Source organism: Phenylobacterium sp. J426 (assembly GCF_024699945.1).
GTDB lineage: Bacteria > Pseudomonadota > Alphaproteobacteria > Caulobacterales > Caulobacteraceae > Phenylobacterium.
In genome coordinates, this window is record NZ_JAJOMY010000001.1 from 2,181,184 (window position 1) to 2,205,210 (window position 24,027).

At 69.3% G+C, this 24,027-nt stretch carries 20 protein-coding genes and 3 pseudogenes; 15 read left to right on the top strand and 8 right to left on the bottom strand.

Going from position 1 to position 24,027, the window contains the following annotated elements; translation table 11 throughout:
- Positions 1-13: 13 nt before the first annotated feature.
- On the bottom strand, positions 14-2,770 hold the full coding sequence (secA, locus tag LRS10_RS11475; protein ID WP_257837370.1) for a preprotein translocase subunit SecA: 2,757 nt from the start codon (positions 2,768-2,770) through the stop codon (positions 14-16).
- A 191-nt stretch (positions 2,771-2,961) separates the two neighbouring features.
- A pseudogene (locus tag LRS10_RS11480) lies at positions 2,962-4,135 on the bottom strand (acetyl-CoA C-acyltransferase).
- A 146-nt stretch (positions 4,136-4,281) separates the two neighbouring features.
- On the opposite strand from LRS10_RS11480, the gene LRS10_RS11485 reads away from it, so the two are divergent.
- From LRS10_RS11485 to argJ, 3 genes are read left to right on the top strand one after another with little or no spacing between them, the layout of a single operon-like run.
- A complete protein-coding gene (locus tag LRS10_RS11485) occupies positions 4,282-4,911 on the top strand; it encodes a hypothetical protein (RefSeq protein WP_374569827.1) in 630 nt (209 codons plus the stop codon).
- On the top strand, positions 4,826-5,203 hold the full coding sequence (locus tag LRS10_RS25105) for a peptidylprolyl isomerase (protein WP_374569829.1): 378 nt from the start codon (positions 4,826-4,828) through the stop codon (positions 5,201-5,203). The genes LRS10_RS11485 and LRS10_RS25105 overlap by 86 nt, the downstream gene beginning before the upstream one ends.
- Positions 5,200-6,642: a bifunctional glutamate N-acetyltransferase/amino-acid acetyltransferase ArgJ gene (gene argJ / locus LRS10_RS11490; protein ID WP_257837371.1), complete on the top strand. Its 1,443-nt coding sequence runs from the start codon at positions 5,200-5,202 to the stop codon at positions 6,640-6,642. The genes LRS10_RS25105 and argJ overlap by 4 nt, the downstream gene beginning before the upstream one ends.
- Positions 6,643-6,800: 158 nt before the next feature.
- On the opposite strand, the gene LRS10_RS11495 is transcribed toward argJ, so the two are convergent.
- A complete protein-coding gene (locus tag LRS10_RS11495; RefSeq protein WP_257837372.1) occupies positions 6,801-8,219 on the bottom strand; it encodes a DEAD/DEAH box helicase in 1,419 nt (472 codons plus the stop codon).
- Between the two features lie 298 nt (positions 8,220-8,517).
- On the opposite strand from LRS10_RS11495, the gene mutT reads away from it, so the two are divergent.
- The gene (gene mutT / locus LRS10_RS11500) at positions 8,518-8,922 is read left to right on the top strand and encodes an 8-oxo-dGTP diphosphatase MutT (RefSeq protein WP_257837373.1); all 405 of its coding nucleotides are present in this window, start codon (positions 8,518-8,520) and stop codon (positions 8,920-8,922) included.
- Positions 8,922-9,338 carry a secondary thiamine-phosphate synthase enzyme YjbQ gene (locus LRS10_RS11505; protein ID WP_257837374.1) on the top strand — a complete coding sequence of 139 codons (417 nt, stop codon included), beginning with the start codon at positions 8,922-8,924 and terminating at the stop codon, positions 9,336-9,338. Before mutT ends, LRS10_RS11505 begins: the two co-directional genes overlap by 1 nt.
- A gap of 11 nt (positions 9,339-9,349) precedes the next feature.
- On the opposite strand, the gene LRS10_RS11510 is transcribed toward LRS10_RS11505, so the two are convergent.
- Positions 9,350-10,183: a methyltransferase domain-containing protein gene (locus LRS10_RS11510; RefSeq protein WP_257837375.1), complete on the bottom strand. Its 834-nt coding sequence runs from the start codon at positions 10,181-10,183 to the stop codon at positions 9,350-9,352.
- A gap of 30 nt (positions 10,184-10,213) precedes the next feature.
- Here LRS10_RS11510 and LRS10_RS11515 point away from each other — a divergent pair, with 30 nt between their 5' ends.
- The 7 genes and pseudogenes from LRS10_RS11515 to clpB all read left to right on the top strand — a co-directional run bounded on the left by LRS10_RS11515 (position 10,214) and on the right by clpB (position 17,712).
- Complete coding sequence (locus tag LRS10_RS11515) at positions 10,214-10,960, top strand: ComF family protein (protein ID WP_257837376.1); 747 nt, start codon at positions 10,214-10,216, stop codon at positions 10,958-10,960.
- Between the two features lie 46 nt (positions 10,961-11,006).
- A pseudogene (grxC, locus tag LRS10_RS11520) lies at positions 11,007-11,264 on the top strand (glutaredoxin 3).
- A gap of 159 nt (positions 11,265-11,423) precedes the next feature.
- Positions 11,424-12,239, top strand: coding sequence for a carbon-nitrogen hydrolase family protein (locus LRS10_RS11525; RefSeq protein ID WP_257837377.1), 816 nt, complete (start codon positions 11,424-11,426; stop codon positions 12,237-12,239).
- A 12-nt stretch (positions 12,240-12,251) separates the two neighbouring features.
- Positions 12,252-12,683 carry a DUF1178 family protein gene (locus tag LRS10_RS11530; protein WP_257837378.1) on the top strand — a complete coding sequence of 144 codons (432 nt, stop codon included), beginning with the start codon at positions 12,252-12,254 and terminating at the stop codon, positions 12,681-12,683.
- A gap of 69 nt (positions 12,684-12,752) precedes the next feature.
- Positions 12,753-14,675: a S9 family peptidase gene (locus LRS10_RS11535; RefSeq protein ID WP_257837379.1), complete on the top strand. Its 1,923-nt coding sequence runs from the start codon at positions 12,753-12,755 to the stop codon at positions 14,673-14,675.
- A 37-nt stretch (positions 14,676-14,712) separates the two neighbouring features.
- Positions 14,713-14,997, top strand: a complete 285-nt coding sequence (locus LRS10_RS11540) for a hypothetical protein (RefSeq protein ID WP_257837380.1) — start codon at positions 14,713-14,715, stop codon at positions 14,995-14,997.
- A gap of 129 nt (positions 14,998-15,126) precedes the next feature.
- Entirely contained in the window at positions 15,127-17,712 is a 2,586-nt protein-coding gene (gene clpB / locus LRS10_RS11545) for an ATP-dependent chaperone ClpB (protein ID WP_257837381.1), read from the top strand.
- A gap of 36 nt (positions 17,713-17,748) precedes the next feature.
- On the opposite strand, the gene LRS10_RS11550 is transcribed toward clpB, so the two are convergent.
- From LRS10_RS11550 to arfB, 3 genes are all read right to left on the bottom strand, one after another.
- Complete coding sequence (locus LRS10_RS11550; RefSeq protein WP_257837382.1) at positions 17,749-18,171, bottom strand: hypothetical protein; 423 nt, start codon at positions 18,169-18,171, stop codon at positions 17,749-17,751.
- A gap of 100 nt (positions 18,172-18,271) precedes the next feature.
- Positions 18,272-18,838, bottom strand: coding sequence for a hypothetical protein (locus LRS10_RS11555; protein WP_257837383.1), 567 nt, complete (start codon positions 18,836-18,838; stop codon positions 18,272-18,274).
- A 61-nt stretch (positions 18,839-18,899) separates the two neighbouring features.
- The gene (gene arfB / locus LRS10_RS11560) at positions 18,900-19,322 is read right to left on the bottom strand and encodes an alternative ribosome rescue aminoacyl-tRNA hydrolase ArfB (protein ID WP_257839145.1); all 423 of its coding nucleotides are present in this window, start codon (positions 19,320-19,322) and stop codon (positions 18,900-18,902) included.
- 185 nt (positions 19,323-19,507) lie between these two features.
- Between arfB and ilvC the strand changes: the two genes are divergently transcribed.
- Complete coding sequence (gene ilvC / locus LRS10_RS11565; protein ID WP_257837384.1) at positions 19,508-20,527, top strand: ketol-acid reductoisomerase; 1,020 nt, start codon at positions 19,508-19,510, stop codon at positions 20,525-20,527.
- A 100-nt stretch (positions 20,528-20,627) separates the two neighbouring features.
- Here the strand turns inward: ilvC and rsgA are convergent, their stop codons facing one another.
- Entirely contained in the window at positions 20,628-21,704 is a 1,077-nt protein-coding gene (gene rsgA / locus LRS10_RS11570; RefSeq protein WP_257837385.1) for a ribosome small subunit-dependent GTPase A, read from the bottom strand.
- A gap of 228 nt (positions 21,705-21,932) precedes the next feature.
- Here rsgA and LRS10_RS11575 point away from each other — a divergent pair, with 228 nt between their 5' ends.
- On the top strand, positions 21,933-22,244 hold the full coding sequence (locus tag LRS10_RS11575) for a GNAT family N-acetyltransferase (protein WP_257837386.1): 312 nt from the start codon (positions 21,933-21,935) through the stop codon (positions 22,242-22,244).
- Positions 22,245-22,398: 154 nt separating this feature from the next.
- Positions 22,399-23,836: pseudogene (locus tag LRS10_RS11580) on the top strand (IS1182 family transposase).
- The last annotated feature ends 191 nt before the right edge of the window (positions 23,837-24,027 follow it).

Below are 24,027 nucleotides of genomic sequence, written 5' to 3' on the forward strand. Positions count from 1 at the left end.
GCGGCGCCGGTCCCTAGACCAGCGCCCCGTGGCAGTGCTTGAACTTCTTGCCCGAGCCGCAGGGGCAGGGCTGGTTGCGGCCGGTGTCTTCCCAGCCGTCCGGCAGCGCCGTCACCGGCAGGGCCTGGCGCTGTTCGGCCGAGATGTTGTCCGGCACGAAGCCGCGCTCCAGCTCGTTCTCGCCGGTCAGCGGGTCGAGGTGGACCTCGAACATCTCCGGCGCCACCTGCGGCGGCTCCTCGTACTGGATCTCCACGTTCATGATCCAGCGAGTGACCGTCTGGCGCAGGTCCACCAGCAGCTTCTCGAACAGCGAGAAGGCCTCGGTCTTGAACTCGTTCAGCGGGTCGCGCTGGCCGTAACCGCGCAGGCCGATGACGTTGCGCAGGTGGTCGAGGTGCATCAGGTGCTCGCGCCACTGCGTGTCCACGACATTCAGCAGGAAGCTCTTCTCGACCTGCCGCATCCGCTCGGGGCTCAGCAGCTCCTCGCGCTCGGCGGCGCGGGCGTCGGCGGCGGCGTTGATCCGCTCCTCGATCTCCTCGTTGGCGATACCTTCCTCGGCGGCCCACTCGGCGATCGGCAGGTCCAGGCCCAGGTACTCACGCACATGGGCGGTCAGGCCCTCGACGTCCCACTGCTCGGCGTAGGCCTTGGGCGGCAGATGACGTTCGACGAAGTCGGCGATGGTGTCGCGGCGGAACTCGGTGATGGTCTCCGAGAGGTCCTGCGCCTCCAGGAACTCGTGACGCTGCTCGAAGACCGCCTTGCGCTGATCGTTGGTGACGTCGTCGTACTTCAGCAGGTTCTTGCGGATCTCGTAGTTCCGCTGCTCCACACGCTTCTGGGCCGTGGCGATGGCGCTGTTCAGCCACTTGTGGGTGATGGCCTCGCCTTCCTGGACGCCGAACGTGCGCATGATCGCGTCCAGCCGGTCGCCGGCGAAGATGCGCAGCAGGTCGTCCTCGCACGACAGGAAGAACTTCGAGTGGCCGGGGTCGCCCTGACGGCCGGTCCGGCCACGCAGCTGGTTGTCGATCCGCCGGCTTTCGTGGCGTTCGGTGCCCAGCACGAAGAGGCCGCCGGCGGCCAGCGCCTGCTCCTTGAGGTCCTTGATGTTGGCCTCGATGTTCGCGCGTTCGGCGAAGGCCTGCTCCGGCGTCGGCTCCTGGCCCAGCGCGCGTTGCTCGTCCCGCCACTTCGCCAGGCGCATGTCGACGTTGCCGCCCAGCTGGATGTCGGTGCCGCGGCCGGCCATGTTGGTGGCGATGGTCACCGCGCCCGGACGCCCGGCGTCGGCCACGATCAGGGCCTCCTGCTCGTGATAGCGGGCGTTCAGCACGTTGTGCGGGATGCCGGTCTGGGTCTTGCCGTCCTTCTCGAACCTGTGCGCCTTGAGCAGGTCCGCGAGCTGTTCCGACTTCTCGATCGAGACGGTGCCCACCAGGATCGGCTGGCCGCGCAGGTAGCATTCCTCGATCTGCTTGATGATCGCCGCGTTCTTCTCGGCCGAGGTCCGATAGACCTCGTCGTCGTCGTCGATCCGCTGGATCGGCCGGTTGGTCGGGATCTCGGCGACATCCATCTTGTAGATGTCGAGGAATTCCTGGGCCTCGGTCGCCGCCGTGCCGGTCATGCCGGACAGCTTGGAATAGAGGCGGAAGTAGTTCTGGATGGTCACCGAGGCCAGGGTCTGGTTCTCGGGCTGGATGACCGCGCCTTCCTTGGCCTCGATAGCCTGGTGCAGGCCCTCGGACAGGCGACGGCCGTGCATCATGCGACCGGTGAACTCGTCGATCAGCACCACCTCGCCGGCGCGGACGATGTAGTCCTTGTCCCGCGTGTAGAGGACATTGGCCCGCAGGGCCTGGTTCACGTGGTGGACGACCGAGACGTTGGCCGGGTCGTAGAGGCCGGCGCTGTCCTCGGCGAGGTGGCCGTTGGCCTCGAGGATCTGCTCGATCTTCTCCGAGCCCTCCTCGGTCAGGATGACCTGACGCTGCTTCTCGTCGTGGTCGAAGGTCGTCGGATCCTGGATCAGCTCTTTGATGAGCAGATCGATGGTCTTGTAGAACTCCGAGCGGTCCTCGGTCGGGCCCGAGATGATCAGCGGCGTGCGCGCCTCGTCGATCAGGATCGAGTCCACCTCGTCGACGATCGCGAAGTTGTGGCCGCGCTGGACCATCTCGCCCTTGTCGTAGACCAGGTTGTCCCGGAGGTAGTCGAAGCCGAACTCGTTGTTCGTGCCGTAGGTGATGTCGCTGTTGTAGGCCGCCTGGCGCTGGCCCTGGCTCAGGCCGTGGACGATGACGCCGGTGGTCAGGCCGAGGAAGCGATAGACCTGGCCCATCCACTCGCTGTCGCGCTGGGCGAGGTAGTCGTTGACGGTGATGACGTGGACGCCCTTGCCGGTCAGGGCATTCAGGTAGGTCGGGGCGGTGGCGACCAGGGTCTTGCCTTCACCCGTCCGCATCTCGGCGATGCCGCCCTGGTGCAGGATCATCCCGCCGACGAGCTGCACGTCGTAGTGGCGCTGGCCCAGCACCCGCTTGGCGGCTTCGCGCACCACGGCGAAGGCTTCGTCCAGGATCTGGTCCAGGGTCTCGCCCTTGGCGAGCCGGGCCTTGAACTCGTCGGTCTTGCCCCGCAGCTCGGCGTCGGACAGGGCCTCGATCTTGGGCTCCAGCGCCGTGATCTTCAGCGCGCGCGCCTGGAAGGTCTTGACCTTGCGGTCGTTGGAGGAGCCGAAGAACCGTTGGAAAATGGTCAAGGGAGGTATCCGATCGGCGGCGACTGAGGCCCTTCGCCCGCCGGAAAAAGCCGCTCTTTTGGGGCGTTGGTGACTTAAGGACTGGGCGCCTCCAAGTCAACGCGACGGCTTGACCGGATCCCTGCGGAGACCTCGAAACGAAAAGGCCCTCCCGCGAGGGGAGGGCCGGTCCGTTCAGCGCTGTTGCGGCCTTAGAACACTTCGAAGAGGCCGGCTCCGCCCATGCCGCCGCCGATGCACATGGAGACGACGACGTGCTTGGCGCCGCGGCGCTTGCCTTCCTGCAGGACGTGGCCCGCCAGGCGTGCGCCGGTCATCCCGAAGGGGTGGCCGATGGCGATCGAGCCGCCGTTCACGTTGTACTTCTCCGGGTCGATGCCCAGCTTGTCGCGGCTGTAGAGACATTGCGAGGCGAAGGCCTCGTTCAGCTCCCACAGGTCGATGTCGTCGATCTTCAGGCCGTGGCGCTCCAGCAGGCGCGGGATCGCGAACACGGGGCCGATGCCCATCTCGTCCGGCTCGCAGCCGGCGACGGCCCAGCCCTTGAACACGCCCATGGGCTCGAGGCCGCGGCGGGCGGCTTCCTTGGCTTCCATGACCACGACGGCGGCGGCGCCGTCCGACAGCTGCGAGGCGTTGCCGGCGGTGATGTACTTGCCCGGGCCGCGGACCGGCTGCAGGCCGGCGAGGCCTTCCAGCGTCGTGTCGGGACGGTTGCACTCGTCGCGGTCGACGACGTAATCGACGATCGACTCTTCCTTCGTCGCCTTGTCGACCACCTTCATCTTGGTCTTCATCGGGACGATCTCGTCGGCGAACTTGTTGGCCTGCTGGGCGGCGGGCCATGCGGCGCTGGCTTTCCAGCGAGTACTCGTCCTGGGCCTCGCGGCTGACCTTGTAGCGCTCGGCCACGATGTCGGCGGTGTCGATCATGGGCATGAAGATCGCCGGGTACATCTCGGTGAGCTTCGGATCGAAGTTCTCGACGCTGCCCGGACCCGGGTTCGGCATCGAGATCGATTCCACGCCGCCGGCCACGACGACGTCGGCGCCGCCGTTGCGGATGTAGTCGGCGCCCATGGCGATCGTCTGCAGGCCCGAGGAGCAGAAGCGGTTCACGGTGACGCCCGAGGTGGTGATCGGCAGGCCGGCCAGCAGCCCCGCCTGGCGGCCCATGTTGCCGCCGCCGTGCGCGACATTGCCCATGAACACGTCCTCGACCTCGGCCGGGGACACGCCCGAACGCTCCACGGCGTGCTTTACCGCGTGGGCGGCCATCGAGACCGTCGGGGTCATGTTGAAGCCGCCGCGGGCGGATTTGGCCAGCCCGGTGCGGGCGTACGAGACGATGACGGCTTCGCGCATTCTAAATGATCCTCCGGAAGAATGGTCGGGCGCTTTTAAACGATCGTTCTAACGCGGGGGCAACCTTTGCATCCCGCAATGGAAATGGCTAGGGACGGCCCGCGTCCGCGCGAGCGGCGCCGCTCCGCAACTCGTGGGTGATCCGCATGGCGGCCGCAAAGCCTCTCCGCACCGTTTGCCTGGTCCTGGCGCTCGCCGGGGCGGTGGCCGCGTGCGGCCGCGGCGGCGACCGCGACCAGCCGCCGGAGCGGGGCGACCTGGCCGTGGCCCGGGTGGACGGCCGCACCGTCTGGACCTCGGACGTCAAGCGCGAGGCCGTCGCGCAAGGCCTGATCGGCGAGGGCGAGCCGCTGGATCCGTCCTCCGAGCTGTTCCGCCGCGTGCTGGACGAGGTGGTCGACCAGAAGCTGCTGGCCGCCGAGGCCCTCAACCGCAAGCTCGACAAGAACCCGGTGGCGCAGCGCCGGCTGGACGCCGCCCGCGATCGCATCCTGGGCGACATGCTGGTCGAGAGCGTGGTGTCCAGCGCCGTCACCGAGAACAACATCCGCGGCCTCTACGCCGAGCAGCAGCGCCTGGCCAAGCGCTCCGAGGAGATCCGCGCCCGCCAGATCGTGCTGGCCACCGAGGCGGACGCCGAGGCGGTGAAGAAGCTGCTGGCCGCCGGCGCCCTCGTTCGAGGCCCTGGCCATGGAGCGCTCGCGCGATCCCGCCACCCGCTTCAACGGCGGCGATCTCGGCTACTTCACCACCGACGTCATGCCGGAGGCCTATGACACGGCGCTCAAGGAGGCCAAGCCGGGCCAGATCGTTGGCCCCTTCGCGGTCGAGAACGGAGTCGCCTTGGTCAAGGTCGAGGACCGGCGCCTGGAGCAGCCGATCACCCTGGAGGCCGCGCGGCCGCAGATCGTCCGCTTCCTGACCTACGACCGCATCCGCGACCTGCTGGAAAAGCTGCGCGGCAAGGCCAAGATCGAGACGCTGATCAAGCCGGCCGACGGCGCGCCGCGCGAGACTCCGCCGGCGGATGCGCCCAAAACGACGCCCAACAAGGGAACGCCCTCATGAGCCGCAAGCCCACCAAGTCCCCGGCGGCCAAGTCGAAGGCGCCGGCCAAGCCGGTCGAGGTGGTCGGCCAGACCCTCGAGCGGGCGCTCGATCCGCTGACCAGCGCCCTCAAGCGCGCGGCCCTGAAGCGGGCCGACAAGCTGGCGCACGCCTTCGACCGCGAGCCGGCCGCCGCCGCCGCGCCGGCCAAGGCGGACAAGTCCGCCATGCCCGTCTCGCCGCTGGCCGTGCCGTTCCCGGCGATGCCCCCCATCGCCGGCGTCCAGCTCGCCGTGGGCCGGGCCGGCTTCTACAAGCATGAGCGGGACGACCTGCTGGTCATGGCCTTCCCCGAGGGCGCCAGCGCCGCCGGCGTCTTCACCCGCCACGGCGTCGGCTCCGCGCCGGTCGACTGGTGCAAGCGCCACCTGGAGGCCACGAAGGGCGAGGGCGCCCGGGCCCTGGTGGTCAACGCCGGCTGCGCCAACTCCTTCACCGGCAAGCCCGGCGCCGACGCCGTGCGCCGTGTGGCCGCGGGCGTGGCCAAGCGCTTCGACTGCCGCCAGCGCGACGTGATGGTGGCCTCCACCGGGGTCATCGGCGTGCTGCTGGACGACACCAAGATCACCGCCCGCCTGCCCGAGCTCGAGCAGACGCTGTCGGCCGACAACTGGGCGGCGGCGGCCCGGGCGATCATGACCACCGACACCTTCCCCAAGGGCTCTTACGCCGAGGCCCAGATCGACGGGGTGACGGTGCGGATAGGCGGCATCTGCAAGGGCTCGGGGATGATCGCGCCCGACATGGCCACCATGCTGGCCTTCGTCGTCACCGACGCCGCCATCTCCCCGGCGGCGCTGCAGAACCTGGTGAACCTCTACACGCGCAACACCTTCAACGCCGTCACGGTCGACGGCGACCGCTCGACCAACGACACGCTTCTGCTGTTCGCCACCGGCCAATCGGGCGCGCCGAGGATCAGCCGCGCCGGCGACAGGCGATTGGCCGACTTCCGCGACAAGCTGGAAGGCGTACTGATGGACCTCGCCCACCAGCTGGTCCGCGACGGCGAAGGGGCCACCAAGTTCATCAAGATCACGGTGACCGGCGCAGACACCGCCGCCTCGGCCCGCAAGATCGCCAAGTCGATCGCCGACAGCCCGCTGGTCAAGACCGCCTTCGCCGGCGAGGACGCCAACTGGGGCCGCATCGTCATGGCGGTGGGCAAGGCCGACGAGCCCGTCGACCGCGACTCGATCAGCGTGAAGTTCGGCCCCCACTGGGCGGCCCAGGACGGTCTGATCGCGCCGACCTACGACGAGGTCAAGATGAGCGCCTACATGAAGCAGCAGGAGCTCGAGGTCGCCGTCGACGTGGGCGTCGGCCGCGCCAGCTCCACCGTGTGGACCTGCGACCTCACCAAGCGCTACGTCGAGATCAACGGAGACTATCGCAGCTAGGACTGAGCAATCCCTCCTCTTTAGGGGAGGGTGGACCGAGCGAAGCTCGGGACGGGTGGGGGTGTCCAGAGCAAGCTGGGCGCGTCGCGACTGGACGCCGTTCCCCACCCTGTCCGCTACGCGGACTGTCCCTCCCTAAAGAGGAGGGACTGGAAGCACTACCGATTGCTCCAGACGCCCGAACGGTTGCCGCCGCCGCTCGAGCGGTTGCGACCGCCGCCGCCGCCGCCGCCGCGGCGCGGGCCCTTGAAGGCCGGACGCTCGCCGCCGCCATGGCCGCCTTCGCGAGCCGGGCCGCCCTCCTGGCGGTGGCCGGGCTTGGCCTGGCTATGGTTGCGGTTCGGCTTCTTCGCATGGCCCTGGCGGTGCGGCTGGGCCGCCCGTTCCGGGCGCTCGGGCTTGCCGCCCGCCTCCGGCATCGCCGCCGTTGCGGCGCCGAGGTGGCGGTCGTTGCGGCGGTCGAAGTTCGGAATCCGCTGCCGGGTCACCTTCTCGATGTCCTTCAGCAGGTTCCGCTCGTCGTCGGCGCAGAAGGCGACCGCCGAGCCGTCGGCGCCCGCCCGGGCGGTCCGGCCGATCCGGTGCACATAGGCCTCGGGCACGTTCGGCAGCTCGTACTGGACCACGTGACTGACCGCGTCGATGTCGATGCCGCGGGCGGCGATGTCGGTGGCCACCAGGGCGCGGACCTCGCCCTTCTTGAACGAGGCAAGCGCCCGCTCGCGCTGGCCCTGGCTCTTGTCGCCGTGGATGGCGGCCGCCTCGACGCCCACCTGTTCCAGGCTCTTGGCCACGCGGTCGGCGCCGCGCTTGGTGCGGGTGAAGACGATCACACGCTTGAAGGCGGCGTCGTCGAACAGCTCGGCCAGCAGGGCGCGCTTGCGCTGCTGCTCGACGAACACCACGCGCTGGTTGATGCGCTCGACGGTCGTCGACGCCGGCGTCACCGAGACCTTCAGCGGGTTCGGGTTGAGGATCTCGCCGGTCAGCTTCTCGATCTCGCTCGGCATGGTGGCCGAGAAGAACAGGTTCTGCCGCTGCTTTGGCAGGAACTTCACGATGCGCCGGATGGGCACGATGAAGCCCATGTCCAGCATCTGGTCGGCCTCGTCGAGGACGAAGGTCTCGACGCCGTCCAGGCTGATCGACTTCTCCTGCAGGTGGTCGATCAGGCGGCCCGGGGTGGCCACCAGCACGTCGATGCCGCCGGCCAGGGCGCGCATCTGCGGGCCGTGCTTCACGCCGCCGAACACCACGGCGACCGAGACGCCGAGTTGCTTGCCATAGGTCTTGAAGCTCTCGCCGATCTGGGTGGCGAGCTCGCGGGTGGGCGACAGGACGAGGACGCGGGCGCTGCGGCGGGGGGCCGGCTTCCGGTTCTCCGCCAGGCGGTGGAGGATCGGCAGGGCGAAGGCCGCGGTCTTGCCGGTGCCTGTCTGGGCGATGCCCAGCAGGTCTCGGCCGGCCATGACGCCCGGGATCGCCTGGGCCTGGATCGGGGTGGGGTTGACGTAGCCTTCGTCGGCCAGGGCCTTGAGCAGCGGCTTGGCGAGGCCAAGGTCGGTGAATTGAGTCAAAGAGGTATCTTTCACGTATGCGCCGAGCGCGCCCCATCGAACGGTTCGAGGGCGCGGACATCGCGGGGTCTATGGGGAAGCGCCCCGCGTGATGGGCGAATCTTATGAGATCGGTGGGCTCGACAGGCTGAGCCCCCTTCTGGAGGCCCCACGCGGCTGGAGCGCCGATAGCGCCGTCTCTAGGGCGCACGGTGCAGATCGGTGTTCGCGGGGACAAAGTCAACCCAGCGGGACCATTCGGTCGCGGCCAGGTCGCGACCTGTGGCGGATATGGCGCGCTCGCGGTAAGGCCCTCGTCATGACCAAGCGCATGGTGCTGGTGGCCGCCGCCGCCCTGATCGACGTCGACGGCCGGGTGCTGATCTGCCAGCGGCCGGAGGGCAAGCAACTGGCCGGCCTGTGGGAGTTTCCCGGCGGCAAGGTGGAGGCGGGCGAGACGCCCGAGGCCTGCCTGATCCGCGAACTGGACGAAGAACTGGGCATCCGGGTGACGAAGTCGTGCCTCGCGCCGTTCGTGTTCGCCAGCCACGAGTACGACGACTTCCACCTGCTGATGCCGCTCTACCTGATCCGCCGCTGGGAGGGGCAGCCGGTCGCCCGCGAGCACAAGGCGATGAAGTGGGTGAAGCCGGTGAAGCTGGACGACTATCCGATGCCGCCGGCCGACGCGCCGCTGGTCGCCTGGCTCAGGGACCTCATCTGATGAGACAGGCCTCGCGGACACTCTCGGTCGCCACGCCAGGTCAGGGCCTGCACGAGATCACCCGCGACGTCGCCGCCTTCGTGGCGGGCGAGGCCATGACCACCGGCCTGCTCACCGTCTTCTGCCGTCACACCTCGGCCAGTCTGCTGATCCAGGAGAACGCCGACCCCGACGTCCGCCGCGACCTCGAGGACTGGGTCGCGCGCCTCGCGCCGGAAAGCTCGGCCTACCGCCACCACGACGAGGGCCCCGACGACATGCCGGCCCACCTGCGGACCGCGCTCACCACCGTCCAGCTCTCGATCCCCGTCACCGGCGGCCGTCTGGCGCTCGGGACCTGGCAGGGGATCTACCTCTTCGAGCACCGCACGCGCCCGCACCGTCGCGAGGTGGTGCTGCACCTGCTCGGCGACTGACGCCGGTCGCCTCAGTCCGCCGGGGCCCAGCCGGTGAGGGTGATGATCTCGAAGGTCGCCGTCACGCGGCCGTCGGCGTCCTGGAACCGCTCGGCATAGATCTGGAACGTCCGGTCCAGCAGCGCCCGCGTCAGGCGTTTCGGGTGCCGGTCGGACAGCACGCTCGTCTCGCCCATCTGGCGCAGGTCGATGAGCAGCTTCAGTGGGTGCTCGTAGCTCACCGTCACCTTGTCCACGTCGGTCACGGGCATGGAGAAGCCGGCCCGCTGCAGCAGGCCCGCGGCGTCCTGGCTGTCGGCGAAGGGCGAGACGCGGCTGCCCGCCCCGCCCAGAATCTCGCTTTCGGCGGCCATCAGCGACTGGCGAAGCTCGGTGAGGGTCGTCCCGCCCAGGAACGCGCCGATGAAGAGGCCGTCGGGCCTCAGCGCCCGCCGGGCCTGGATCAGCGTCCCCACCACGTCGTTGGTCCAGTGGAGGCCCAGCGACGAGACGATGAGGTCGAGACTGCCCTCCGCGAACGGCAGCCGCTCCTCGTCCAGCACGACCCGGGCTCCGCCCCGGCCGCCCAGCATCCGCGGCGACAGGTCAGCCTCGATCAGCAGGTCCACCTTGCCTGGCGCTTCGCGGGCCAGGGCCTCGGCGAAGGCGCCCGTCCGCGCCGACAGGTCGACGGCGAGGGGGAAGTTGCGCAGGATCGGCGCCAGGCGCTCGGCCAGGTCATCGGCGGCCCGGCGCTGGAGGAAGTCGGCGTTCGCAAACGTTCGCGCCGCCCGATCCAGGCGCTTGCGGTGCAGCGGCCGGTCGAACAATCTGGGCGGGCTTGACGGAGGCGGCGGGGCGGACATGGCCGCGGAAGATGGCGACTTCAGCCGCCGATGGGAACCGGGCCCGCGCCTGAAAGGCTCTGGCGCGCCGCGCTGGACCTCGTCTTCCCGCCGCAGACCCTCGACGGCGGACCGCGCCCGCTGGCCGGCGGGCTGTCCACCCCGGCCTGGAGCCGCATCCACTTCCTGGACGGGCCGGTGTGCGACGGCTGCGGCGCGCCGTCCGAGTACGATCCCGCCTCGCGCTGCGGCGCCTGCCAGGCGAAGCCACGCGCGTTCGATCGCGCCCGCGCCGCCTGCCTCTACGATGAGACCTCGCGCGAGCCGATCCTGAAGCTCAAGCACGCCGACCGCACCGACCTCGCGCCGCTGATGGCCCGCTGGCTCTCCCGCGCCGCGCGCGAACTGATCGACGACGCCGACGCGATCGCGCCCGTTCCCCTGCACCGCCTGCGCCTGCTGTCGCGGCGCTACAACCAGGCCGCCGAGATCGCCCGGGCCCTCAGCGCCCTGACCGGCACGCCATATCTGCCCGACGCCCTGGTCCGGCGGCGCTCGACGGACAGCCAGGCCGGCAAGTCCGGCTCGGGCCGCCGCCGCAACGTGGCCGGCGCCTTCGAGGTCCCGCCCGCCCGGCGCGAGCGGATCGCCGGCCTGCGCGTCCTGCTGATCGACGACGTGCTCACCACCGGCGCCACCGCCGAGGCCTGCGCCCGCGCCCTGAAGGTGGCCGGCGCGTCGGCCGTCGATCTGGCGGTGGTCGCGAGGGTTAAGGAAGCGGCGGGACTCACCATATGAAGCTCTGCAGATGAACCCTGCGCGACAGGTCCGTCGTTAGAGCGCCATGGCAAACGTCACGATCTACACCAAGCCTTACTGCCCCTACTGCATCCGCGCGGTCAGCCTGCTCGAGCAGAAGGGCGTCGAGTTCACCGAGATCGAGGCCGCCTTCGATCCAGAGAAGAAGGCCGAGATGGTCCAGCGGTCCGGCCGCATGACCTTCCCGTAGATCTTCATCGGCGACCGCCACATCGGCGGCTGCGACGACATGATGGCGCTGGAGCGCGCCGGAAAGCTCGACCCGCTGCTGGAAGCGGCGTGACGCCAATCCCTTCTCTTTAGGGGAGGGACAGCTCGCGGAACGCGAGCAGGGTGGGGGACCCTCTCGTCCAGCGCGGCGCCTGGTCGCAAATCCCCCACCCGTCCGAGGCTTCGCCTCGTCCACCCTCCCCTAAAGAGGAGGGATGGCTATGCTGGCCCCATGAAAGTCGGCCTGATCCAGACGCGCACCCCCGCGAGGCATGAAGCCGCGCTGGCCGAGCTTCAACCCCTCGTCCGCGAGGCCGCGGCCGGCGGCGCCCGGCTGATCGCCACGCCCGAGGGCTCCAACATCCTGCAGAGGGACAAGGCGAGGCTGTTTCCGCAGTTGAAGCCGCTGGAGCAGGACCCCGTGATCCTGGGTCTCCAGGCGCTGGCGCGCGAGCTCGGCGTCTGGATCCTCTGCGGTTCGGCCTTGGTGCTGCGCGAGGACGGCAAGGCCGCCAACCGGCAGGCGCTGATCCGCCCGGACGCGACCATCGCGGCCATCTACGACAAGCTGCACATGTTCGACGTCGACCTGCCGACCGGCGAGACGGCGCGCGAGAGCGAGACCTACGAACCCGGCGACCGCGCCGTGCTCAGCGAGGTGGAGGGCCTGAGGCTCGGGCACTCCATCTGCTATGACCTCCGCTTCCCGGCGCTCTACCGGGCCCTGGCCCTGGCCGGCGCCCAGGTCATGGCCATTCCGGCCGCCTTCACCCGGCCGACCGGCGAGGCCCACTGGGAGGTGCTGATGCGCGCCCGGGCCATCGAGACCGGCAGCTACGTCATCGCGCCCGCCCAGGGCGGCTTCCACGAGGACGGCCGCGGCACCTGGGGGCGGTCGCTCGTCGTCGGCCCCTGGGGAGAGATCATCGCCAAACTTGACCACGACGAGCCGGGCGTGCTTCTCGCCGAGCTCGATCCGGCGGCGGTGGCCCGGGCCAGGGCCGCCATTCCGGCGCTGGCCAATGCACGGGCCTTCAACGGTCCCTAAATACAAGGCGCGATGATCAAGTACGCCCTCGTCTGCGAGCGCGATCACGGCTTCGAAGGCTGGTTCGGCTCCTCGACCGACTACGATGACCAGCACGCCCGCGGCCTGCTGGAGTGTCCGGTCTGTGCGACCAGGGCTGTGCGCAAGCAGATCATGGCCCCGGCGCTGGCCGGCGTCCGCAAGACCGCACAGGACGAGGTTTCGGGGCCGCCCCAGGCGATGATGATGGAGGCGCTCTCCCGCATCCGCCGGCACGTGGAAGAGAACTTCGACGACGTCGGCGACGCCTTCGCCAAGGAGGCCCGCGCCATCCACGAAGGGAAGTCCGAGGAACGCGGCATCTACGGCCAGGCCTCCCCCAAGGAGGTTCGCGAGCTCGTCGAGGACGGCATCCCCGTCGCGCCGCTTCCGCCAGAGCCCCCGAAGAAGACCCAGTTGAACTAGCCCGGCCTTGCGGGCGCCGACCCGTCGCTGCAATCTGAGATCGCAGCGTTCTGGGGGGAAAGCTTGCCTATGTTCTTGGTACGCGTTGTCGCCGCGCTCCTTGCAGCGCTGGCATGTTCTTCCGCGGCCGCCGCGCCACTCGAAGCCTACGGGAAGCTCCCGACCATCGAAACCGCGGCCGTCTCGCCCTCGGGCCATGCCGTCGCGCTGATGCTCACCAACGGCGAGCGGCGGATGCTGGTCGTCCACGATCTCGCGCGGAACAAGGCCGTGGTCCGCGCCGACGCGGGCGAAGCGAAGGTGCGGGACGTCAGTTGGGCCGGCGACAAGCACCTGGTGATCGTGACGTCCCAGGTCGCGGCGCCAATGGAGATCCGAAGCGCGCGGCGGGAATGGCTGCTGGGCTTCGTCTTCGACATCGAGACGCAGAAGACCCAAATGCTCCTGCGGAACATCGAGCGGGTGGAGGCGATGAACTCGCTCGCCGGTATGCCGCAGGTGCGGATCATCGACGGCAAGCCGGTCATCTTCGTGGAAGGCACCGTCTTCCAGAACAACTACGGCAACGTCGCGCTCTTCCGGCAGCAGGTCGGCGCGCCGCGTCCGTCGATCGTGGAACTGGGGCAGCGGCACACCTGGGGCTGGGTCATCGGACCGGATGGCGAGCCGCTCGCGCAGGAGGTCTACGACAGTGACAAAGGCTACTGGGCCCTGAAGCTACGGGGCCGCGGCGGTTGGCGCGAGGCCATGCTGGCGACAGGCACGGACAGTCCGCCGTCGGTGCTGGGTCTTGGTCGGGACGGCAAGTCGGTGCTGATCCGACAGGCCGACGAGCAGAACCGGCTCGTGTGGAACGAGATGCCCCTCGACGGCGTCGGTGCTGGCGGCCCTACGCCCGCCCGCGAGGAGCAGACAGCGATATTCGATCCGGGCGATGGGCGGCTGATCGGTCACGCCATGCTGGTGGGGGACGAGCACAGTTACACATTCTATGGCGAGAACGACGCCCGCATCTGGAAGGCCATCCGCGCCGCCTATCCGGATGACGCCGTAGAGCTGGTCTCTTGGTCGAATGACAGGAAGATCTCGGTGGTCCGTGTCGACTCCGCTACGGACGGGCCGGCGTACGCCCTGGTGGATCTCGACGCCCGCCGCGCGAAGTGGCTTGGCGGCGAGTATATTGACCTGAAGCCGCAGGACATCGCGCCCAAGCAGCCGATCCGATTCAAGGCGGCCGACGGTCTGGAACTCACAGGCTATCTCACCCTGCCGCGCGGCAGGCCGGCCAAGGGGCTCCCGCTCGTCGTATTTCCGCACGGTGGGCCGGCCTCGCGCGATACGCCCGGCTTCGACTGGTGGGCCCAGGGCATGGCCTCGCGCGGCTACGCCGTCCTGCAGGTGAACTTCCGGGGGTCCGACGGCCTGGGCGAAGCGCTCCTTGAGGCGGGCTACGGCCAGTGGGGCCGCAAGATGCAGACCGATCTCTCGGACGGCGTGCGCCATCTGGCCGCCCAAGGAATGGTCGACCCCAAGCGGGTGTGCATCGTCGGGGCCAGCTACGGCGGCTATGCGGCCGCGGCGGGCGCCACGCTCGACCGCGGGACCTATCGCTGCGCCGTCTCGGTCGCGGGCGTCACCGACCTCAAGCGGCACATCGTCTATGCACGCGGACGCGGCGGACGGTCGAGCGAACGCTACTGGACGAACTTCATCGGCGCGAAGGACCTCGGCGATCCGGTCCTCGCCAGCTACTCGCCCGCGATGCAGGCCGACAAGGCCGACATCCCGATCCTGCTCATCCACGGCAAGGACGACACTGTGGTTGCGTTCGAGCAAAGCCGCGTCATGGCCGATGCGCTGAAGCGGGCAGGCAAGCCGGTCGAACTGCTCAGCTTGGCCGGCGAGGACCACTGGCTCTCCCGCGGCGACACGCGCCTGCAGACGCTGCAGGCGACCGTCGCCTTCCTCGAGAAGCACAACCCGCCGAACTGATCGCCGAACTGAGCGGCCAGCCGGGCGTTCCGTTCGCATGCCAGCGTTCCGCACCGATCAGATCAAGCGCTACAGCCTTGAGCTCTACGGTCCGAAGGCCGACGAGCTGCTCTGGAAGATCGATAGCGACGATCCCTTCACGCCGATGGCCCGGGGCGACCACATCCAGCCGCTCGACCTGCCGGGTGCCAACCCCGACCTCGCGCACGAGATCGTCGGCATCGAGCACGTCATCTGGACGGCCGGCGAACAGGTCCGCTACGTCACCCGGGTGTACAGTCGGCCGGCGCGTCCGCTGGGCGGTGGGGCGGGCCTCGACTGAGGCATATCAATTTCCCCGCCGGCTAGCCCTGCTATGCCTTGTGTGGCCGTAATGCCACACTAAATCGGGTGCGTCGGCGAGCGTGCTTCCGTGAAGGCGCTCGGTGAATTCCGCCTGAGTAGGGGACGCATGAACATCGACATCTATTCCGACCGCGCCAAGCAGGCGATCCAGTCGGCCCAGAGCCTGGCGCTCGCGCGCCGGCACCAGCAGCTCGCCCCCGAGCACATCCTGAAGGTCCTTCTCGAGGAGAAGGACGGCCTTTCGCGCGCGCTGATCCAGAGCGCCGGCGGCCGGCCCGACGCCGCCGATCAGGCGGTGGACGGCCTGCTCGGCAAGCTGCCGAAGGTCGAAGGCGGCTCGGGCCAGCTCTACATGAAGCCCGAGACGGCTCGCGTCTTCGCGGAGGCCGAGGCTGGCGCCAAGGCCGCCGGGGACGCCTTCGTCACCACCGAGCGGCTGCTGATCGCCATCGCCAAGGAAGGCGGCGAGGCGGCCAATGCGCTGAAGCAGGCCGGCGCCACCGCCAAGGGTCTGGAAGAGGCCGCCAACGCCGTCCGCAAGGGCCGGACCGCCGACTCGGCCTCGGCCGAGGAGGGCTACGATGCGCTCAAGCGCTACGCCCGCGACCTCACCCAGGCCGCCCGCGACGGCAAGCTCGACCCGGTCATCGGCCGCGACGAGGAGATCCGCCGCACCATCCAGGTCCTGTCGCGCCGAACCAAGAACAACCCCGTCCTGATCGGCGAGCCCGGCGTCGGCAAGACCGCCATCGTCGAGGGTCTGGCCCTGCGCATCGTGAACGGCGACGTGCCCGAGAGCCTGAAGGACAAGCAGCTGCACGCGCTCGACATGGGCGCCCTGATCGCCGGGGCGAAATACCGCGGCGAGTTCGAGGAGCGGCTGAAGGCCGTGCTCAACGAGGTGACCCAGGCCGAGGGATCGATCGTCCTGTTCATCGACGAGATGCACACCCTGGTCGGCGCCGGGAAGTCGGACGGGGCGATGGACGCCTCGAACCTGCTGAAGCCCGCGCTGGCCCGGGGCGAGCTGCACTGCGTGGGCGCCACCACGCTCGACGAGTACCGCAAGCACGTCGAGAAGGACGCCGCCCTGGCGCGGCGCTTCCAGCCCGTGTTCGTCAGCGAGCCCACGGTCGAGGACACCGTCTCGATCCTGCGCGGCCTGAAGGAGAAGTACGAGGTCCACCATGGCGTGCGCATCTCGGACAGCGCCATCGTCGCCGCCGCCACGCTGTCGAACCGCTACATCACCGACCGCTTCCTGCCCGACAAGGCGATCGACCTCGTCGACGAGGCCGCCAGCCGCGTGCGCATGGCGGTCGACAGCAAGCCCGAGGAGCTGGACGAGATCGACCGGCGGGTCGTGCAGCTGAAGATCGAGCGCGAGGCGCTGCAGAAGGAGACCGACGCGGCCTCCAAGGCGCGCCTGGAGAAGCTGATCGAGGAACTGGGCGACCTCGAGGCCCAGTCCGAGGAGATGACCGCCCGCTGGCGCGCCGAGAAGGAGAAGGTCTCGTCCGCCGCCCAGCTGCGCGAGGGCCTGGACCGTCTGCGCGCCGAGCTGTCGGTGGCGCAGCGCTCGGGAGACCTGCAGCGCGCCTCCGAGATCGCCTACGGCGAGATCCCGCAGCTCGAGAAGCGCCTGGCCGAGGCCGAGGCGGCCGAGGGCGGCGAGGACACCATGACGCCCGAGGTGGTCGACGCCGAGCAGATCGCCGCGGTGGTCAGCAGGTGGACCGGCGTTCCCGTCGAGAAGATGCTCGAGGGCGAGCGCGAGAAGCTGCTGCAGATGGAGGACGGCCTGCGCCGCCGCGTGGTCGGCCAGGAGGAGGCGCTGGTCGCCGTCTCCGACGCCGTGCGCCGCGCCCGTGCGGGCCTGAAGGACCCGAACCGGCCGATCGGTTCGTTCCTGTTCCTGGGGCCCACCGGGGTCGGCAAGACCGAGCTCACGAAAGCCCTGGCCGAGTTCCTGTTCGACGACGAGTCCGCCGTGACCCGCCTCGACATGAGCGAGTACATGGAGAAGCACTCGGTCAGCCGGATGATCGGCGCGCCGCCCGGCTACGTCGGCTACGACGAGGGTGGGGCGCTCACCGAGAGCGTGCGGCGCAGGCCCTACCAGGTCGTGCTGTTCGACGAGGTGGAGAAGGCGCACCCCGACGTCTTCAACGTGCTGCTGCAGGTCCTCGACGACGGCCGCCTCACCGACGGCCAGGGCCGGACGGTCGACTTCCGCAACACGCTGATCATCATGACCTCCAACCTCGGCTCGGAATTCCTGGCCGGGCTCGAGGAGGGCGACGACGTCGAGAAGGCGCGGCCGGGCGTGATGGACGTGGTCCGCCGCCACTTCCGGCCCGAGTTCCTGAACCGCATCGACGAGGTGATCCTCTTCAAGCGCCTCGGTCGGGCGGAGATGGACGACATCGTCCGCATCCAGCTCCAGCGCGTCGAGAAGCTGCTCGCCGACCGCCGCATGTCGATCTCGCTGGACGCCGCCGCCCTGCACTGGCTGGGCGACAAGGGCTATGACCCCGTCTACGGGGCGCGGCCGCTGAAGCGGGTGATCCAGAAGGAGCTGGTCGACCCCATCGCCCGCAAGCTGCTGGCGGGCGAGCTGGAGGACGGCGCGGTCATCGACGTCCACGCCGGTGGCGAAGGCCTCGAGATCGGCCGCGCCAAGGTGCACTAGGAAGAACGCCCGCCGGTCTCCCGGCGGGCGTTTCTCTTACCGGCTCCAGCACTCCCGGCGTACCGTCGTGCCGTAGTAGCCGTCGCTGGTCCGGCGCAGCTTGCATTTGATCCGCCGGCCATCGGGACCGATCATGCCGTTCGGGTCTGGGCCGTAACGGTCGACCGGGACGTTCGAATAGAAGCTCTGCGGATAGCTGAGCCCCAGCACCGAGCCCAGCACCGAGCCCAGGACCCCGGCCGACGAGCCATAGCCGCCGTAGTAGCGGTTATCGTAGCCGCGGTTGTCGTAGTAGCCGTAGGGCTGCGGATAGGCCGGCGCCCGGTAGTAGCCGTCGTAGTAGGGACTGTAGCTGGGGGCGGGCGGGTAATAGTACCGCTGGGCCATGGCCTGGCCGGCGATGGCCGCGCCGCCGGCGACCGTCGCGCCGGCCAGCGCAGCGGTGAGCCACTTGCGCATCGTATAACTCCGTTCGGCGCATCCCTCGGGCCGGCTAAAGGTCCGACGCGCCGTACGGGTTCCGAAAGCCCCGCTTGATCAGGGGCTTAGGAGCGCGCGACTAGAAGGTCACCTGGGTGACGCGGCCGCCGCGGGTGACCACCCGGCGCATCAGGGCCACGGTCGCGCCCTGCGGCTGGCCGGCCGGCCTGGCGATGGTGATCGCATACCAGGCCCCGTTCGGCAGGCCCGTGAAGCTGAAGCGGCTGTTGGCGTCGCAGGTGGTCCGTTTGACGAAGGGGCCGGCGTCTCCGGGCGGAGCTGACGGCGTCCGCTTGCGCACCTCGTCGGCCGGCAGCGCCGCCCGCTCGGCCGAGCCGTACAGCACGGTCATCCGGCGGCGCGACCATGGCGTTTCCGGCGTCAGCACGACCCCGGAGCCGGCGCAGGTGTAGACGCCGCCGCCATTGCGATAGCCGAGCTGGCCCTGGATGCCGTTGCGGCCCGGCGCCTGGGCCCAGGCGAAGTCCGCGGCCGAGAAGCTGGCCGGCCCGCTGGGCGGCGGTTCCGGGCGCACCGGACGACCCATGGGGCGGCCGCCGGGCGGCGGCGGGCCGAGCGTCGGTGCGCAGGCGGCCAGGGTGAGGGCCGACAGGCCCACCGCGGAGAACAGGCTGAAGCGTGTCATTGCCGGGCCAGCATATAGGCCAATGCGGCGAAACCTTGCCAGCAAAGACGCGCGACCGGCGTTAGTCGAGCCGCGGCCGGCCGCGCCCGGCCTTGACGCCCGACCGCTGCGACTTGGCCTTAAGGCGCCGTTCCTTCGACGCCCGGGTGGGCTTCGTCTTCTTGCGCGGCGGGGGCGGCGGCCTGGCCGCCTCGCGGACCAGTTCGACCAGCCGCTCGACGGCGGCCTGCCGGTTCAGCTCCTGGGACCGGTGCTCCTGGGCCACCAGCACCAGCACGCCGTCCATCGTCAGCCGATTGCCCGCCAGCCGGTAGAGCCTCGCCCGCACCGGCTCCGGCAGCGACGGCGAGCCCCGCACGTCGAACCGCAGCTCGATGGCCGCCGAGACCTTGTTCACGTGCTGCCCGCCCGGCCCCGACGCGCGGACGGCGCGCAGCTGCACCTCCTCGTCGGCGAGCTGGATGGCGGGCGTGACCTCGATCATGCCGGACAGTTGCCACGCTTCGCCCCCCGTCGCGAAGGGGAGGGCCATGACGGGCGCGACGTTTTCGCGGCCCCGATCACCTCGGGTTCCCTTGACCGACCGGCAAAAAACCGCTTCACAGCCCCGGCTTTGCTGCACTGCCGTTGCGCAGGTGCGGCCCAAATGACGTATCAGGAGAAACAATCATGCGCGTCTACTACGATCGCGACGCTGACCTGTCCCGCATCCTGGACAAGAAGATCGCCATCGTAGGCTATGGCTCGCAGGGCCGTGCGCACGCGCTGAACCTTACCGACTCGGGCGTGAAGAACGTGGCCGTGGCGCTTCGCCCCGGCTCCGCCACCGCCAAGAAGGTCGAGGCCGACGGCCTGAAGGTGATGTCGGTGGCCGAGGCCGCCGCCTGGGCCGACGCCATCATGATCCTGGCGCCCGACGAGCTGCAGGCGCAGATCTACCGCGACGAGATCGCCCCCAACATCAAGGACGGCGCCGCCCTGCTGTTCGCTCACGGCCTCAACGTCCACTTCGGCCTCATCGAGCCGAAGAAGACCGTCGACGTGCTGATGGTGGCGCCCAAGGGCCCCGGCCACACCGTGCGCGGCGAGTACCAGAAGGGCGGCGGCGTGCCGTGCCTGATCGCCGTCCACCACGACGCCACCGGCGGCGCCATGGACTTCGGCCTGGCCTACGCCTCGGCCATCGGCGGCGGCCGCTCGGGTGTCATCGAGACCAACTTCCGCGAAGAGTGCGAAACCGACCTGTTCGGCGAACAGGCCGTGCTCTGCGGCGGCCTGGTCGAGCTGATCCGCGCCGGCTTCGAGACCCTGGTCGAGGCGGGCTACGCCCCCGAGATGGCCTATTTCGAGTGCCTGCACGAGGTGAAGCTGATCGTCGACCTCATCTACGAGGGCGGCATCGCCAACATGAACTACTCGATCTCCAACACGGCCGAGTACGGCGAGTACGTCACCGGTCCGCGCATCGTGACGCCTGAGACCAAGGCCGAGATGAAGCGCGTGCTGGAGGACATCCAGTCGGGCAAGTTCGTGCGCGACTTCATGCAGGAGAACGCGGTGGGCGCGCCCAGCTTCAAGGCCACACGCCGCCGCGGCGCCGAGCACCAGATCGAGGAAGTCGGCCAGCGCCTGCGCGCCATGATGCCCTGGATCACCAAGAACAAGCTGGTCGACGTCGAGCGCAACTGACCGCGAAGCGGCTCATCCCCGCGAACGCGGGGAGCCAGGACAGGAAGGCCCCGGAGCGATCCGGGGCCTTTTCTTTCCTCCCCGAACGAGGGCGGGACGGCTACTCGTCCGGGCCCTTGCGCTTCTGCTTGATCCAGGCCCGCGCCTGCTTGTGCCGCCCGGCCCACAGCTTCCTGTTCTCCTGGGCCGCCCGCGGGTCCTCTCGCCGGTGCTCGTAGGCCAGCTCGGCCTGCAGCTTCTGGAAGCTGGCCCAGCGGTCGGCATCGAGCGTCCCGGCCTCCAGAGCCGCCCGCACCGCGCACCCCGGTTCGCGGCCGTGGCTGCAGTCCGAGAACCGGCACGCGGCGACCAACTGCTCCACGTCCTCGAACGCCGCCGAGACGCCGCTGTCGGCCTCCCACAGCCCCAGCTCGCGCATGCCGGGCGTGTCCAGGATCAGCCCGCCCGACGGCAGCAGCACCAGTTCGCGGTGGGTGGTGGTGTGCCGGCCCCGCTCGTCGCCCTCGCGGATCTCGCCGGTCGACATCCGCTCGCTGCCGGCGAGCGCGTTCAGCAGGGTGGACTTGCCCGCCCCCGACATGCCGAGCAGCACGGCGGTCTTCCCCGGCTCCAGCCAGGCGGCGACCGCCTCCAGCCCCTCGCCGCGCTTGGCGGCGATCGGCAGCACCGGCGCGTCCTGGGCGATGGTCCGCACCTGGTCCACGAACCCTGCCACGTCCTCAGCGAGGTCGGCCTTGGTCAGCACGATGACCGGCTGGGCGCCGCTCTCGTAGGTGGTCGCCAGGTACCGCTCCAGCCGGCGCAGGTTGAGGTCGGAGTTCAATGAGGTGACCAGGAAGGCGACGTCCACATTGGCCGCCACCACCTGGGCGTGGAGGCCCCGTCCGGCCGCCTTGCGGACGAAGGCGGTGCTGCGCGGCAGCACATGCTGCACGAACAGCGGCTCGGGGGCTTTCCGCGGCTCGAACGCCACCCAGTCGCCCGCCACCGGCCGGGTCATCTCTTCCTTCGACCGCATCAGCTTCGAGGCCGCCTTGGCCTCGGCCTCGCCGTCCTCGGTGATCAGGCGATAGCCGCCGCGCTGCTGCACGATCACGCGGCCGGCCTTCAGGCCCTGCGCCGCATAGGGCGCGAAGTCGTGCTGGAGCCGTTCGCTCCAGCCGTATTGGTCTAGCACTGGGAATGTCCTTGAAGTCGATTGCCGGAAAGGCGTCGACCGTGGGGACCCGTCCTCTTCAGGAGAGCGGCTGCACTCACGCAGCCATCACGGCGACGCAGCGAAGGGCTGCGTGGACAATGGGCGACACGAGCATCCTCCTTTGGTTTGCGTGGCCGTTGAGGGGGAGAGCTTGGCGACCGGCCTGCTTCGCGTCAAGAAGACCGCTGAAGCGAAGGAGTGCCAGCCGTGTCCGAAGCCCTGAACGTCGTGATGAACGAGGCCGAGCAGCAGTTCCAGGTGAAGCTGGGCGGCGAGACCGCCTTCGCCGAATACCGCCTGGTCGACCATGGCATCATCCTGCCGCACACCGTCGTACCCGAGAGCTTCGAAGGGAAGGGCGTGGGTTCCGCGCTCGCCAAGGCCGCCCTCGGCTACGCCCGCGAGCACGACCTGAAGGTCATCCCCACCTGCCCCTTCATGGCCGGCTACATCGGCAAGCACCCCGAGTGGCACGACGTCGTCCACGACGCGTACCGGGCACAGCTGGGGATCGGTTAGGGGCAGGAGCGCTCCTCTCCACGGCGCTTCCCACCTGGAGCGTTAACGGTCGGGACGTCTGCTCGTCGGACGGCGGCGAACGTCCGCTACCGACCGAGGCTGTGTAAAAACGCGAAGCAGGGCAGACTCCTGACACACGGGTCGGGAGGCGCTGATGAGCCGCTTCGTCGAGGGTGAAGATCGCCGTCAGCCGGTGCTGCTTCCCAGCTGTCTGGACGACTACGTCAGCGACGAGAACCCGGCTCGGCTGATCGACGTCTTCGTTGATGAGCTGGATCTCGGCGGCCTGGGTTTCGAGATCGTCCCGGCTGCGACGGGCCGGCCGGCGTATCACCCGGCGATGCTGCTGAAGCTATACATCTATGGCTACCTCAACCGGGTGCAGTCGAGCCGGCGGCTGGAGCGCGAAGCACAGCGCAACGTCGAGCTGATGTGGCTGACGGGGAAGCTCGCGCCGGACCACAAGACCATCGCCAACTTCCGGAAGGACAACGGCGCAGCGATCCAGGCGGCCTGCGCCCACTTCATTGTGCTGTGCCGTCAGATCGGCCTGTTCACTCAGGCGGTGGCTGCGGTGGACGGCAGCAAATTCAAGGCGGTGAACACCCGCGACAAGAACTTCACGCCGGCCAAGCTGAAGAAGCGGATCGAGCAGGTCGCGGAGCACATCGCCGGCTATCTCCAGGAGCTGGACACCGCCGACCGTCTCGAGGGCGAGGCGGTCGAAGCCCGCACCGTGAAGCTCAAGGACAAGATCGCCACGCTGCGGGCGCAGATGCAGGCGCTGAAGGCGATGGAGGCGCAGGTGGAGGCGTCCCCTGACGGCCAGGTATCGCTGACCGATCCGGACGCGCGATCCATGGCCACGAGCGGCCGCGGCAGCGGCATCGTCGGCTACAACGTCCAGAGCGTCGTCGACGCCGAGCACCACCTGATCGTCGCCCATGACGTGATCACCACGGGCAGCGATCGCCAGCAGCTCGCCGAGATGAGCGGCAAGGCCAAGGACGCCATGGGCGTGGAGCGGCTCGAGATGCTGGCCGACCGAGGCTACTTCTCCGGCGAGGAGATCCTGGCCTGCGAGCAGATCGGCGTGACGCCGTACGTGCCCAAGCCGCTCACCTCAGGTGCCAAGGCCGATGGACGCTTCGGCAAGCAGGACTTTGCTTACGTGCCCGAGCAGGACGCCTATCGCTGTCCCGGCGGGAGCCTGCTCCGGCGGCGCATGACGACCGTCGAGAAGGGGCTCACCCTGCATCGCTACTGGGATCGGGCGAGCTGCCAGGCCTGCGCGCTGAAGCCCCAGTGCACGCCCAGCGTCGAGCGCCGGATCACCCGCTGGGAGCATGAAGCCACGATCGAGGCGCTGCAGCGGCGGATGGATCTCGCGCCCTACGCCATGCGGGCCCGCCGGCGGATCGTCGAACACCCCCTTCGGGACGATCAAAGCCTGGATGGGCCACACCCACTTCCTAATGAAGCGGCTCCCGAACGTGAAGACGGAGATCAGTCTCCACATCCTCGCCTACAACATGAAGCGGGTGATGCAGATGCTCGGAACGGGGCCGCTGATCGCGGCGATCCGGACCTGAGGGAGCGGCGCGTCTAGCCCGCCTGCCATCAGCGGCTCAGCGCCGGCAGCGAGTTTTTACACGGCCTCGACCCGTTGCGGACCTTGGCGGCACCACAAACCAAACAAGCCTCAGTCGCGGAAGTGGCCGTGGCTCTTGGCAGCACACTTCAAAGCCTTGCTCTTGGAGACCCAAGCGCTCGAAGGACCGCC